This is a genomic window from Streptomyces sp. IBSBF 3136, assembly GCF_036815105.1.
Classification (GTDB): domain Bacteria; phylum Actinomycetota; class Actinomycetes; order Streptomycetales; family Streptomycetaceae; genus Streptomyces.
On sequence record NZ_JAJSZC010000011.1, the window covers coordinates 39,534 to 52,300 of the forward strand.

A 12,767-nucleotide genomic window follows, 5' to 3' on the forward strand; every position below is an offset into this window, starting at 1 on the left:
GGCTGAGGGGACGACATGACGACGGTTGAAGGCCCGCCTCTGCAACTCGACGACATCCAAGGCATCGTGTTGCGCACCCGGCCGTCACCATACGTCGGGACCTACATCCTGCTCCGGGTGGACGATCCCCGTGCCGGCCGTGAGCTGATGGGCCGTCTGGCCGGGCTGGTCGATTCCGCCGCCGACTGGTGGCAGCCGCCCCTGCCCGCGCTCCTCAACGTCGCGCTGACCTACCGGGGGCTCGAAGCGCTCCGGGTGCCGCATACCTCCCTGAACAGCTTCCCCGAGGAGTTCCGGGAGGGGATGGCGGCACGGGCCGGGTTCCTGGGCGACACCGGCGAGAGCGCGCCCGCGCACTGGGAGCCGCCCTTCGGTACCGGGCAGGTGCACATCGTGCTGTCCCTCATCGCCGCCGACCAGGAGTCACTGGCGGTCGTCCTCGAACGGGCGCGGCAGGCGCATGCGCAACTCCTCGGCGTTCAAGCGGTGTACCGGCAGGATCTGTACCAACTGGCCTCGGGGCACACCAGCTTCGGCTACAAGGACGGCATCAGCAATCCCGCCGTGGAGGGCAGCGGCGCGGAGTACCCACCGGGTGGCGGCCCCACCCTCAAGGCGGGCGAGTTCGTGCTGGGCTACCCCGACGAGACGGGAAACCTGCCGCCGATGCCGGAGCCTGAGGCCCTGGGTCGCAACGGCACGTTCCTGGTCTGGAGGAAGCTGCACACCCACGTGGCCGCCTTCCGGCGGTATCTCCGCGACAACGCCGGCGGCCCGGAGGAGGAGCTGCTGCTCGCCGCGAAGATCGTGGGCCGCTGGCCGAGCGGAGCCCCCTTGATCCTGGCGCCCGAGCACGACGATCCGGACCTGGGCGCGGACGATCAGCGCAACAACGACTTCCTCTACGCTTCCGATCCCCGCGGCATGGTCTGCCCCCATGGCGCCCACGCCAGGCGTGCCAATCCGCGTGACTCGGAGATCATCGGTGACGTCGACCTCCACCGGCTGATCCGGCGGAGCACTAGCTATGGGCCGCCGCTGCCGGCCGGCACCTTGGACGACGACGGCGCCGACCGCGGCATCGTGTTCATCGCCGTCAACGCCCACCTCGACCGCCAGTTCGAGTTCGTGAAGTCGCAGTGGTTCAACGACGGCAACTTCACCGGCCTCGATGTGGAGAAGGATCTGCTCACGGGTGACAACGACGGCTCGGGGATCTACACGATTCCGCAACGCCCCGTCCGGCGTCGCCTGCACGGCGTCGAGCGCTTTGTCACTACTCGGGGCGGCGAATACTTCTTCCTGCCGAGCCTCAGCGCACTCCGCTGGCTGGCCGACCTCGACGCCTGACCCTGTCCAAGCCTGGGTGTAAGTCACCCCGCTGGACACGGGCGCGGGCACGCCGTCTGCCGTTATGCGGAGGACTGGCCGGAGCCGAGCATCCGGGCGCGGTTCTCCGCGAGGACCTCCTGCACCTTGCGCTCGACCTCCGTCGGGTCGACGCCCAGGGCGCGGCCCATGTGGATCGACCAGACCTCCGAGCGCACGTTGGTCTCGAAGTCGAGGTCGGCGCGGACGTTCTCACGGGCGGCCTGGCGATTCTGGCTCACCATCACGAAGGTGGACAGGAAGATCGCCTCCAGGCTGACGATCATGGTGAGCAGCCCGAAAGGGAAGGGGTCCCAGACGATCCCCTGACCGAACACGCCTTCGTTGCACACGATCCAGATCGTGAACCACGCCGCGTGGATGTATACGAAGTGCATGGTGCCGGCGAAGGCGGTGATCGCGTCCGCGATCCGGTCTTCGGTCCCGCGCATCCGCGCGAGCACGTCCTGCTCGCGCCGCAGCCGCAGAGCCAGGCTGCCCGGACCACCCGGACGGCCCTGGCCACCGGGGCCGCTCGCCGCACCGTCCATGCCCACTCCCGGCTGTCGTCCACGCCACCGACCGACAGCGTACGGGCGGGCGGGTTCGAACCTCGTGACGTCCGCCGGTGGACACACCCGAATGCGTCGCGTGGTCGAGCCGGGCCGCCGACGGGGTGCTGACCATCTCGGGAGGCCGGCCGTTCCCGCTCGAACCTTTCACCGAAGCTGTCACGCCGGCCGAAGCACCCGCCCACGGCACCAAGCCACTCTTCGCCTTCGAAGACGGCCAGGACTACGACAGGTACCCAGCTCAGGGCATTGCTCTTGCATCCTGTGCGGGGGTGCCGCCTCTTCTTCCGGTCCCGGCCCCGAACGGCCCGCGCCGGTCTTCGGCACGGCTTTGTCAAGCCACGACATTCCGGGCCATGACCCGGACCCCCGCCCCGGGCGTAATGGAATCACCACACGGGACGGGCAGCGGACGCCCGCCGCCTCGCCCCAGCCTCCTCCCCCCACTTTCAAGGAGCCTTCTCATGATCATCTTTGGCACCAGCGGTCACCTGTACCGGCTCGCGATCCTCGTACTCGCGTGTCGTCACTGCGGCAACCCTGCCGCGCATACGGTCACGAAGCACGTCACCAAGTTCACGCTGTTCTTCGTGCCGCTCTTCCCCGTCTCGACGAGATTCGCGACGCAGTGCACGTTCTGCGGCACGGAGCAGGAGGTGTCCAGGGAGTGGGCCGAGCAGTCGCCGACACAGGCCGCAGGCGCCCCCGTCGGCGGGACGTACACGCAGGTACAGCAGGCGTGATCGAACTCCGATGGCACGAACCCGCGTCCGGGGCGGCACCCCATGGGGGAGTGCCGCCCCTCCGGCGTGCCCGGGTGCGGTCCGGCCCGGGCGTCAGATGGTGCCCTCCGTGCCCACCGGACCGACCTCGAAAATGTTCGAGCATGTCGTCCAGCGGGCGGGGACCAGGACGGCCTCGTGGGAGGCCGGGGGATAGACGCGCAGGTAGGAGCCGGGGCGTTGGCAGGGGCCTCCTATGGGGCCGTTGGTGGTGCGTACCACGGCTGTCGCCGTGTGGCCTGGGGTGAGGGTGACGGTGGAGTACGGCGTGCCGGAGCGGGTCGCAGCCGGGCCGATCCGGTGGTGCGCCGTGTCCAGGACGCTGACGCCCGGGTAGCCGCGCAGGGCGCACTTCGTGCTGCTCGTGTCGGTGAAGACGACGGACCAGTAGAGGGAGCCGGCCGCGCCCTCCTTGTGTCCCATCGAGACGTACAGGTCACCCAGGGTGCAGGTGCGCGGGCCGGCCGCGGATCGGGCCGTCGTGGCGGCCGGCGTGGAGGTCGTCGTCGCCGTCGTCGTGCCCCAGGCGACTCCCGCTGTCGCGAGGGCCGCCGCGGCCGCGGCCAGAGCGGCGGGCAGGCCGCGCCGGGTGAGGCGTCGGCGCAGTGGGCGGCAGGGGTGCTCAGTGGTGGCAATCATGGCGCATCCGCCTCCAAGGGGCGAATGGGTGGATGGAGGTCGCTATGTTGGATGCACCTCCGGCGGGAAAGGTTGTGCCGTCCGTCGGCCGATGCGGGAAAGGTGGCTGATGTCCTGTGCACGAGCCCCGCTGGACCACCGCCGACATCCCCGACCAGAGCGGCCGCACGGCCGTCGTCACCGGGGCCAACGGCGGGCTCGGCAACGTCACCGCGCGGGAGCTCGCCCGTAAGGGGGCGCGGGTCGTGCTCGCCTGCCGGAACGAGACGCGGGGGCGCGAGGCGGTGGAACGGCTGCTGAAAGAGGTGCCCCGGGCCGAGGCCGAGGTCCGGCGGCTCGACCTCGGGGACCTGACCTCCGTGCGTTACTTCGCCGCTCGGCTGCCGTACGAGCGGATCGACCTGCTGGTGAACAACGCCGGGGTGATGGCGCTCCCTCGCGGGACCACCGCGGACGGCTTCGAGACCCAGTTCGGGGTCAACCACCTGGGGCACTTCGCGCTCACCGGACTCCTCGCGCCCGCCCTGCTGGCCGCGCCGGGCGCCCGGGTCGTCACCGTCTCCAGCCTGATGCACACCCTGGCCGGGATCGACCTCCGGGACCTCGGCGGCGACCGCCCCTACCGGCGCTGGATCGCGTACGCCCGCTCCAAGACCGCCAACCTGCTGTTCACGCACGAACTGGCGCGCAGGTTCGCCGCGTGCGGCGCGGACGTCGTCGCGGCCGCCGCCCACCCCGGCTACGCCGCCACCGGGCTCCAGACCGCCGGGCCGCGCGCCGAGGGGCGGCGGGCCGCCGAGCGGGTCATGCGGCTCGCCAACCAGGTCTTCGCGCAGCCGGCCGAGGCGGGCGCCCTGCCCACGCTGTACGCGGCGACCGCGCCCGGCGTGCGTCCCGACTCGTTCTTCGGGCCGTCCTTCGCGATGTGGCGGGGCGCGCCGGCACCCTCCTGGCGGGCGCCCTGGGCCCGGGACGACCGCATGGCCGCCAGACTCTGGGACGCCTCCGTGCAGCTGACCGGGGTGGACTTCGGCCCTCAGGGGGCCTGACCGGCGCCGGCTTCGGCCCCCCTCACACCCGCGAGGAGCACCGCACCTCATAAGCCCGTACCCGCACCGACTCGTCGTCCAGGCACTGCCCGGTCTCCAGGTCGAAGCGCTGCTTCAGCAGGGGGGACGCCACGAACGGGCGGCCCCTGTGGGTGCCGGTCAGGCCGCGGGAGAGTACTGCCGCTCCGGTGAACGGGTCACGGTTGTCGATCGCGTACAGGCGGTCCGAGCGGTCGCGGAACACGGCCACCTGGCCGCCGTCCGGGAGCAGGGCGGCCACCCCGCGGCCCGGTGCCACCAGGTGCAGGTCGCACACCGTGAACCACTCCTCCGACCAGCGGAGTTGCACCTTCAGGTCGGTCGTCTCCAGTGCCAGGGTCATCGCTGGGCGCTTCCTTCCAGGACGTCTTCAGCGGGCCGCATGCCGATGGACAGCAGCGGCAGGTCGGGCTTCATCTGGTCGCGTTCGGGGACGAAGGCGACGACCGGGTCGGGGGTGTCCGGGGCGTTCACGAAGGACACGAACCGGGCCAGCTTCTCGGGGTCGTCGACGGTCTCGGCCCACTCGTCGCGGTAGTGCGCGACATGGGCCCGCATCAGCTGCTCCAGCTCGTCGCAGATGCCGAGCGAGTCGTGCACGACCACGTCCCGTACGTGGTCGAGGCCGCCCGGGATCCGCTCCAGCCAGGCGGAGGTGCGCTCCAGGCGGTCGGCGGTGCGGATGTAGAACATGAGGAACCGGTCGATCAGCCGGACCAGTTCGGCGTCGGACAGGTCCTGCGCCAGCAGATCCGCGTGGCGCGGGGTCGCGCCGCCGTTGCCGCCGACGTACAGGTTCCAGCCGTTGGCGGTGGCGATCACGCCGAAGTCCTTGGACCGGGCCTCGGCGCACTCGCGCTGGCAGCCGGAGACCGCCGACTTCAGCTTGTGCGGGGAGCGCAGTCCCCGGTAGCGCAGCTCCAGGTCGATCGCCATGCGGACCGAGTCCTGCACGCCGTACCGGCACCAGGTCGAGCCCACACAGGACTTCACCGTGCGCAGCGACTTGCCGTAGGCGTGTCCGGACTCGAAGCCGGCGTCCACGAGCCGCGTCCAGATCAGGGGCAGTTGCTCGACCCGGGCGCCGAACATGTCGATCCGCTGGCCGCCGGTGATCTTCGTGTAGAGGCCGAAGTCGCGGGCGATCTCACCGATCACGATCAGCTTCTCGGGCGCGATCTCGCCGCCGGGGATGCGGGGCACGACCGAGTACGAGCCGTTGCGCTGGAGGTTGGCCAGGAAGTGGTCGTTGGTGTCCTGAAGGGCCGCCTGCTCGCCGTCCAGGACGTAGCCGCTCGCGCCGATCGCCGGGGCGAGGGAGGCGATGATGGAGCCGACGGCAGGCTTGCAGACCTCGCAGCCGTCGCCGCCGCGAGCCTCCTCGCGGCCGAACCGGTCCAGCAGCTCGCGGTACGACGTGAGGCGCAGGGCGCGGACGATCTCGTACAGCTCCTCGCGGGTCCGGCCGAAGCAGCCGCACAGGCCCGTGTCGACCTCGACGCCGCTCGCCTCCAGCTCGGCGTCGACGAGCCGGCCGAGCATCTTCACGCAGCTTCCGCACCCGGTGCCGGCCTTGGTGCACTTCTTCACCTCGGGCACGGTGGTGCACGCGTGCTCGGTGACCGCGCCGCGGATGGCGCCCTTGCTGACGTTGTGGCAGGAGCAGATGACCGCGTCGTCCGGCAGGGCGGAAGGGCCGAGTTGAGCCCCCGAGTCCGCTCCGGCGGGCAGGACGAGGGACTCGGGGGAGACCGGGGGCACCGAGCCGGTCAGCGCGCGCAGGGTGCCGTACGCCTCCGCGTCGCCGACCAGGATGCCGCCGAGCAGCGTGCCGTCGCCGCCGATGACCAGCTTCTTGTACAGGCCCGCGCGGGAGTCGGAGTAGACGACGTCCAGGCAGCCCTCGGCGGTGCCGTGCGCGTCGCCGAAGGACGCCACGTCCACGCCGAGCAGTTTCAGCTTGGTGGAGAGGTCGGCGCCGGTGAAGGACGCCTCGTCGGCGGCGATGGTCGCGGCGGCCGTCTCGGCCTGCTCGTAGCCCGGGGCCACCAGGCCGTAGACCCGGCCGTCGGCGGCCAGCGCGCATTCGCCGATCGCGAACACGTGCGGGTCCGTGACCGTACGGCACTGCTCGTCGACGGTGACGCCGCCGCGCTCGCCCACCGTCAGGCCGCAGTCGCGGGCCAGCTGGTCGCGAGGGCGTACACCGGCGCTGAACACCACCATGTCGGTGGCGAGTTCGGAGCCGTCGGACAGCTTCATGCCGGTGACGGCGCCGGTGGCGTCCGTGACGATCTCCTGGGTGCCGACCCCGGTGTGGACCGTCAGGCCCATGTCCCGGATGGTGCGCAGCAGCGCCGCGCCGCCGCCGTCGTCCACCTGGACCGGCATCAGGCGCGGGGCGAACTCGACGATGTGGGCGGCGAGTCCGAGCCCCTTGAGCGCCCCGGCGGCCTCCAGGCCGAGCAGGCCGCCGCCGACCACGGCGCCGGTGGTGGCGCGGGCCCCGGCGTACTCCTCGATGGCGAGCAGGTCCTCGATGGTGCGGTAGACGAAGCAGCCGGTGGCGTCCTTGTTCGGCACCGGCGGCACGAACGGGTAGGAGCCGGTGGCCAGGACGAGCACGTCGTAGTCGACGACCAGACCCGACCGCGCGGTCACCTTCCGCGCGGCGCGGTCGACGTGCTCCGCCGGGTCGCCGAGGTGCAGCTCGATGCCGTGGTCCTCGATGAACCCCGCGTCGGCAAGCGACAGGTCCTCGGGTGTCCGGCCCGAGAAGTATGAGGTCAGCTGGACGCGGTCGTAGGCGGGGCGCGGCTCCTCGCACAGCACGACCACCCGGTGGGTGGCGGTCAGGCCGCGCTGGGCGAGCGCTTCGAGGAAGCGCTGGCCGACCATGCCGTGGCCGACGAGCACGATCGTGGGGGTGGCCTCCGGGGTGGCGGTCATTCAGGAGCCTCCATCATGGGTGAGCAGGTGGAGCAGGGGGCCGTCCGCCGGGAGCGGCTCTGCTCCCTCCCAGGCGCGGGCGAGTGCGCCGACGGTGCCGAGTTCGCCGACGAGGACCCCGCCGACCAGGCGGTCGTCGCGGACGACGACCTTGCGGTAGGTGCCCCGGGTGGCGTCGGTGAGCTGCACCACGTCGTCTCCGGGGCGGCCCTCGGGCTCGCCGAACGCGGCGAGGTCGAAGGGGGAGCCGGACCCGGTGAGGGTCAGCCGGGTCAGCGAACGGGTGCCGGTGTAGCGGGCGTCCGGGTCACCCGTGAGCAACCGCGCCAGGACGTCGGCCTGTTCGAGGGCCGGGGCGGCGAGGCCGTACAGCGTCCCGTCGTGCTGGGCGCAGTCGCCGATGGCGTGGACGCGCGGGTCGGAGGTGCGCAGCCGGTCGTCGACGAGGACGCCCTTGTGGACGGCGAGGCCGGCCTGCTCGGCGAGGCCCGTGCGCGGTCGTACCCCGCAGGCCAGGACCACGAGGTCGGCGTCGAGCGCGTACCCGTCGGCCAGCTCCACCGAGCGGACCGTGCCGCCGGCCGAGCGCACGTCCCGCACCCGGCACTCGGTGTGCACCTCGACACCGAGGTCCCTGAGGTGCCGCAGCACCAGGTGGGAGGCGCGCGGGTCGAGCTGGCGCTCCATGAGGCGCTCGGCCTGCTGGGCGAGGACCACCTGGGCGCCGCGCACGGCCAGCGCGCGGGCCGCGGAGACCCCGAGCAGACCGCCGCCGACGACGACCGCCCGCACGCCGGGCCGTACCGCCCCGGACAGTCCCAGGCAGTCGTCCATGGTGCGGAACGCGTGGACGCCCTCGGGCAGCCGGTGGTCGGGTGTGAACAGGCCGCGCAGCGGTGGCAGCACCGGGTTGGACCCGGTGGCCAGCACCAGGGTGTCGTAGCCGATCGGCGGGCCGTCGGCGCGGTGCAGCAGCCGGGCCGCGCGGTCGATGCCGGTGACGCGGGCGCGGACGTGGGTGCCGGGTGCGGGGAGGGCGATCACCTCCGGCGCGTACCGGCCGGCCAGCACCTCGGCGAGCAGTACCCGGTTGTAGGGCGGGTGCGCCTCGTCGCCGACGAGCAGCGCGGGCGTGCCCAGCTCGCCGAGACGGCGGGCGAGGCGGGCGCCCGCGAGGCCGGCGCCGATCACCACCACACGCGTTTCCGAGGTCATGCAGGCAGCGTGCGATCCCGACGTTACCCGACCGCATCGCTCCTGTTTCCCGGCGGGAACGCTGCCCTCAGCGGGGGCGCGCGGGAGGTGTGAGGGGCCCGCGCACGCGCCGGGGGCCGCTCGGAACGCGGTCGTGCGGCTGCCGGTCGGGGGCGGGCGGTCCTGCGGCTGCCGGTCAGGAGGGGGTCGTGCGGCTGCCGGTCAGGTGGGCGAACACCACCACGTTGCCCTGGTAGCCGGTGGCCTTGGAGTAGCCGCCGCCGCACGTGATGACGCGCAGCTCGGGGCGGGCGGCCGCGCCGTACACCTTCTCGTCGGGGAAGGACCGGGCGGCGTATACCTCCACCGCGTCCACGGTGAACACGGCCACGGTGCCGTCCTGGCGGTCCACCTCGATGACGGCGCCCCGCTTGAGGGCGCCGAGGTCGTAGAAGACGGCGGGGCCCTCGGTGTTGTCGACGTGGCCCGCGACGACGGCGGTGCCCGTCTCCCCGGGGGTGGTGCCGGCCTCGTACCAGCCGGCGAGGTTCTTCTTCTCGGGGGGCGGCACGTCCAGGCTTCCCGAGGGGGTGAGTGCCAGCCCCATCAGGGGGGCGTCCACGCGGATCGCGGGGATGCGGATGCGGGTGGGCGGGGACGGTTCGAGCGCGGCGGCGGTGAGCCGCTCCTCGCCGGGGTCGGGCCGGCCCTCGGCGGCCGTCGGCTGCGGTGGCGCGTGCGTCCCGCTCCCGGCGCCGAGCAGCCACACCGCCGCGCCCAGGGCGACGACGGTGACCGCGGCTATCGCGGTGTCCCCGATCCTGCGCATGTGAACCCCTCTCCCGGAGGCGGACCTCCTGCGAGGCGGGACCCGGACGGGTCCCAGAGGTGGGCCCCGGCCCCCTCCGGGCCGCGAGGGGCATCGGACCCGGAGGGGGCGGGGGCTTGCGGTACCGGCGGACGGACAGCGGAGGGTGTCCGTCAGATCCCGTCGCCTCTCGCCCGGCGATGCAGGAGCCAGGTACCGCCCGCGGCGGCGACGGCCAGAGCCGCCACACCCGCCGTGGTCTGCACGGGGTCGTTGCCGAGTGCGCCACCGACCCCCGTCTTCACACTTCCCCGCGGCTGCACCTGCTCGTGCGCCGCGGCCAGCGCCACGACCAGGTCACCGGTGACCCGCCGGGTGCCCTCCGCGCACTTCGCGACGATCTCGTACGTCCCGGGCTGCGCGCTGGGCGGCACCCGGAACTGGCCGATCGCCTCGCCCTCGTGGGTGCTGGGCGCCAGCGTGAACGTCCCGGCGCCGACCGCGCCCGCGTCCCCGAGCGCCGTTCCCTTCTCCCCGCACGCCGCGGTGTTCACGGTGACCTGGCTGCCCGGCGCCGTCATCGACGGGTACACCTGGAGGCTGTCGGTGAGGGCGCCGAGGGGGCGCGCCGGGAGTGGGAGGGTGAGCCCGCCGATGCCCGCGGGACCGAACAGGGCCACGGTGCCGGCGCCGGCCGCGGCGCCCGGCGGGCGGACCGCGGTGCGGGCGGCCGCGCCGGCGTGGGCCGGTGCGGTGGCGAGTCCCGCCGTCGCCACGGCGAGCGCGGTACCGGTCAGCAGACGGGCGGTGCGTCGCATGGTGCTCCCCAGAGCTTGTCCGACTCGTTCAGGGGTGCGCCCCTGCCCTTCCGAGGTAAGTGGCACTCGGCCCGGCCCGCTTGCCGAGATCTCGTCGCGGCTGTGCCGAACGGGTGTCCGCCGGGGCCCTCGCGACGCCCGGCGGGAGGGTGTTCGTGCAGGTCAGTGGCGTCCGTGGGGGAAGGCGAAAGAACAAGTACGAAGAACACACGAATGGAGCGACGGGGGCTGGTGAACGGGTGACGGGACGTCAGCCGCCCCCGGACACGGCGGAGGGCCGGCGCCCGGACGGGCACCGGCCCCCTGTGCTCCGGAACGGGTCAGTTGACGTTGACCGCGCTCCACGCGGCCGCCACCGCGTTGTACTCCGTGCTCCCCGCGCCGTAGAGGTCCTTGGCCGCGTTGAGGGTGGCCGTGCGGGCGCCCGCGTAGTTCGTGGAGGAGGTCATGTAGACCGTCAGGGCCCGGTACCAGATCTTGCCGACCTTGTCCCGGCCGATGCCGGACACCGCCGAGCCGTTGTACGTCGGCGAGTCGTAGCTGACGCCGTTGATGGTCTTCGCGCCGCTGCCCTCGGCGAGCAGGTACGCGAAGTGGTTGGCGACGCCCGAGGAGTAGTGGACGTCGAGGTTGCCGACCGAACTGCTCCAGTAGTCGGCCGAGTTGCCGTCCTTGGAGGGCTTGTCCATGAAACGCAGGGCGGCCTTGCCGAAGCCCGGCTTCACGATCTTCTCGCCGATGAGGTAGTCGCCGGGGTCGGAGGAGTTGTCGGCGTACCACTCCACCATGGTGCCGAGGATGTCGGAGGTGGCCTCGTTGAGGCCGCCGGACTCGCCCGAGTAGGTGAGGGCGGCCGTCTTCGACGTCACGCCGTGGGACATCTCGTGCCCGGCCACGTCCAGCGCGACCAGCGGCCCGAACGTGGTGCCGTCACCGTCGCCGTACGTCATGCAGAAGCAACTGTCGTCCCAGAAGGCGTTGTTGTAGTTGCTGCCGTAGTGGACGCGGTTGTACGAGCCCTTGCCGTCGCCCGCGATGCCGTTGCGGCCGTGGACGTTCTTGTAGTAGTCCCAGGTCTCGTTCGTGCCGTACTGGGCGTCGACGGCGGCCGAGGCGCGGTCCGAAGTGGCGCCGGTGCCCCAGTGGTTGTCGGCGTCCGTGAACAGCGTCGCGGGGGCGCGGCTGAAGCAGATGCCGAAGAAGCACAGGTCGGTCTTGCCCTGCGCGTCACCGGTGTAGGTGTTGCCGCGGGTCGGGTCCTTCAGCTGGTACGACGACCCGGACTGGGTGGTCTCCAGCGCCACGGTCCCGCTGTACAGGGAGGAGCCGTCGCCGGCGGCGGTCTCGATGCTGTCCCAGGCGTCGATCTGGGCGCCGGTGCGGGCGTCGGTCAGCACGGTCCGGGCGACCGGGTTGCCGAGCGAGTCCTGCCCGACGGCGTTCGTCCGCCAGGCGAGCCTCGGCGCTCCGTGCAGGGCGTCGACGACCAGCTCGGGCTTGGCCTTCACCTGCTTCAGCGCTTCGCCGAGGTTGGCGGCGCGCAGGGCGTTCACCGCGAGGTCGGCGGCTCTGGGGCCGGAGACCTTGGGGGTGACCGAGGGCAGTGACAGCCGGCTCCGGGTGGCCCGGTCGGCGTTGCGGTAGGCGCCGTCCGGGGCCAGGTGGACCACGAAGTCGCCGCCGAGCACCGGGAGTCCGCGGTAGGTGCGGTCGTACCGGACGTGCTGGGTGCCGTTGTGGTCCACGACGACGTCGCGGACGCTGGTGTCCTGCGCCGAGGTCAGGCCCAGGCTCGCCGCGTGCGCCACGAGGGCCGAGGCGGCGTTGCGCACGGCCGTGGCCCGGGTGGGCCGGGCGTCGGCCTGCGCGGCGGGGGAGAGGGCGGTGGCCAGGAGGGTCGCGGCGGTGACGGCGATGCCGGCGGTGGCGAGACGACGGGATCCTCGGACGTGCTGACGTATCCGACTCATCTGTCTCCTTGGGGAGGCGCCTGTGAGGCGTGGGGGATGGCGCGGCGGTCGTGACAGAGATTTAAGGGGCCATGACATGTCATGTCCATAGCGCCTCCATGGAGATGTGTGGGGAGCTCGGGGGGATGCAGAATCGTTTCCGTGATCACTTCGGACCAGCGGCACCCCCTGCCGTTCTTCGTCTACGGCACCCTGCGCCCCGGCGAGGCCAACCACGACCTGCTCCTGCGCGGGCGGACGGAGTCGGAGGAACCGGCACGCCTGCCCGACGCGGCGCTCTACGACGGCCCCGGCTACCCCTACGCCGTGGAGCGGCCCGGAGCGGGACCGGTGAACGGCGAACTGGTCACCGCGTCACCGGAGACGTACGACCGCCTGCTGGCCGAACTCGACCGGCTGGAGGAGTACGTCCCGGGCGACCCGGGCAACCTCTACGAGCGCGTCGCCCGGGACGTACTGCGCCCCGACGGCAGCACCGTCCGGGCCTGGGTGTACCTGGCGGCCCCCCGCGTCGCCGCCGGGCTGCGCGAGCGCGGCACGCCCCTCACGGACGGCGACTGGCCGACCCGCCGCTGACCG

Annotated in this window: 12 protein-coding genes; 4 read left to right on the plus strand and 8 right to left on the minus strand. The window is 72.5% G+C overall.

Going from position 1 to position 12,767, the window contains the following annotated elements:
• Positions 1-15: 15 nt before the first annotated feature.
• Positions 16-1,350 (plus strand): Dyp-type peroxidase, encoded by a 1,335-nt coding sequence (locus tag V7E45_RS04195; RefSeq protein WP_333772691.1) that lies wholly within the window; start codon positions 16-18, stop codon positions 1,348-1,350.
• Positions 1,351-1,412: 62 nt separating this feature from the next.
• On the opposite strand, the gene V7E45_RS04200 is transcribed toward V7E45_RS04195, so the two are convergent.
• Positions 1,413-1,919: a DUF1003 domain-containing protein gene (locus V7E45_RS04200; protein ID WP_093477838.1), complete on the minus strand. Its 507-nt coding sequence runs from the start codon at positions 1,917-1,919 to the stop codon at positions 1,413-1,415.
• A gap of 485 nt (positions 1,920-2,404) precedes the next feature.
• Here V7E45_RS04200 and V7E45_RS04205 point away from each other — a divergent pair, with 485 nt between their 5' ends.
• Positions 2,405-2,683, plus strand: coding sequence for a zinc-ribbon domain-containing protein (locus V7E45_RS04205; protein WP_333772692.1), 279 nt, complete (start codon positions 2,405-2,407; stop codon positions 2,681-2,683).
• A gap of 93 nt (positions 2,684-2,776) precedes the next feature.
• Here V7E45_RS04205 and V7E45_RS04210 read toward each other — a convergent pair whose 3' ends face one another.
• Positions 2,777-3,361 carry a DUF4232 domain-containing protein gene (locus tag V7E45_RS04210; protein WP_333772693.1) on the minus strand — a complete coding sequence of 195 codons (585 nt, stop codon included), beginning with the start codon at positions 3,359-3,361 and terminating at the stop codon, positions 2,777-2,779.
• A 116-nt stretch (positions 3,362-3,477) separates the two neighbouring features.
• Here V7E45_RS04210 and V7E45_RS04215 point away from each other — a divergent pair, with 116 nt between their 5' ends.
• Entirely contained in the window at positions 3,478-4,410 is a 933-nt protein-coding gene (locus tag V7E45_RS04215; protein WP_333772694.1) for an oxidoreductase, read from the plus strand.
• A gap of 22 nt (positions 4,411-4,432) precedes the next feature.
• Here the strand turns inward: V7E45_RS04215 and nirD are convergent, their stop codons facing one another.
• The 6 genes from nirD to V7E45_RS04245 form a co-directional block, all read right to left on the minus strand.
• Positions 4,433-4,792: a nitrite reductase small subunit NirD gene (gene nirD, locus V7E45_RS04220; protein WP_333772695.1), complete on the minus strand. Its 360-nt coding sequence runs from the start codon at positions 4,790-4,792 to the stop codon at positions 4,433-4,435.
• Positions 4,789-7,398 carry a nitrite reductase large subunit NirB gene (gene nirB, locus V7E45_RS04225; protein ID WP_333772696.1) on the minus strand — a complete coding sequence of 870 codons (2,610 nt, stop codon included), beginning with the start codon at positions 7,396-7,398 and terminating at the stop codon, positions 4,789-4,791. Before nirB ends, nirD begins: the two co-directional genes overlap by 4 nt.
• Positions 7,399-8,613, minus strand: a complete 1,215-nt coding sequence (locus tag V7E45_RS04230) for an NAD(P)/FAD-dependent oxidoreductase (protein ID WP_333772697.1) — start codon at positions 8,611-8,613, stop codon at positions 7,399-7,401.
• Between the two features lie 175 nt (positions 8,614-8,788).
• Entirely contained in the window at positions 8,789-9,421 is a 633-nt protein-coding gene (locus V7E45_RS04235; protein ID WP_333772698.1) for a class F sortase, read from the minus strand.
• A gap of 152 nt (positions 9,422-9,573) precedes the next feature.
• On the minus strand, positions 9,574-10,218 hold the full coding sequence (locus tag V7E45_RS04240; RefSeq protein WP_333772699.1) for a hypothetical protein: 645 nt from the start codon (positions 10,216-10,218) through the stop codon (positions 9,574-9,576).
• Between the two features lie 320 nt (positions 10,219-10,538).
• The gene (locus V7E45_RS04245; RefSeq protein WP_333772700.1) at positions 10,539-12,188 is read right to left on the minus strand and encodes a M4 family metallopeptidase; all 1,650 of its coding nucleotides are present in this window, start codon (positions 12,186-12,188) and stop codon (positions 10,539-10,541) included.
• A 141-nt stretch (positions 12,189-12,329) separates the two neighbouring features.
• On the opposite strand from V7E45_RS04245, the gene V7E45_RS04250 reads away from it, so the two are divergent.
• Positions 12,330-12,764, plus strand: coding sequence for a gamma-glutamylcyclotransferase family protein (locus tag V7E45_RS04250; protein ID WP_333772701.1), 435 nt, complete (start codon positions 12,330-12,332; stop codon positions 12,762-12,764).
• The last annotated feature ends 3 nt before the right edge of the window (positions 12,765-12,767 follow it).

Bases quoted from the DNA above. Each gene is read 5' to 3' on its own strand.
- V7E45_RS04195 (WP_333772691.1), top strand. From the start codon at position 16: ATGACGACGGTTGAAGGCCCGCCTCTGCAACTCGACGACATCCAAGGC.
- V7E45_RS04200 (WP_093477838.1), bottom strand. From the start codon at position 1,919: ATGGACGGTGCGGCGAGCGGCCCCGGTGGCCAGGGCCGTCCGGGTGGT.
- V7E45_RS04205 (WP_333772692.1), top strand. From the start codon at position 2,405: ATGATCATCTTTGGCACCAGCGGTCACCTGTACCGGCTCGCGATCCTC.
- V7E45_RS04210 (WP_333772693.1), bottom strand. From the start codon at position 3,361: ATGATTGCCACCACTGAGCACCCCTGCCGCCCACTGCGCCGACGCCTC.
- nirD (WP_333772695.1), bottom strand. From the start codon at position 4,792: ATGACCCTGGCACTGGAGACGACCGACCTGAAGGTGCAACTCCGCTGG.
- nirB (WP_333772696.1), bottom strand. From the start codon at position 7,398: ATGACCGCCACCCCGGAGGCCACCCCCACGATCGTGCTCGTCGGCCAC.
- V7E45_RS04230 (WP_333772697.1), bottom strand. From the start codon at position 8,613: ATGACCTCGGAAACGCGTGTGGTGGTGATCGGCGCCGGCCTCGCGGGC.
- V7E45_RS04235 (WP_333772698.1), bottom strand. From the start codon at position 9,421: ATGCGCAGGATCGGGGACACCGCGATAGCCGCGGTCACCGTCGTCGCC.
- V7E45_RS04240 (WP_333772699.1), bottom strand. From the start codon at position 10,218: ATGCGACGCACCGCCCGTCTGCTGACCGGTACCGCGCTCGCCGTGGCG.
- V7E45_RS04245 (WP_333772700.1), bottom strand. From the start codon at position 12,188: ATGAGTCGGATACGTCAGCACGTCCGAGGATCCCGTCGTCTCGCCACC.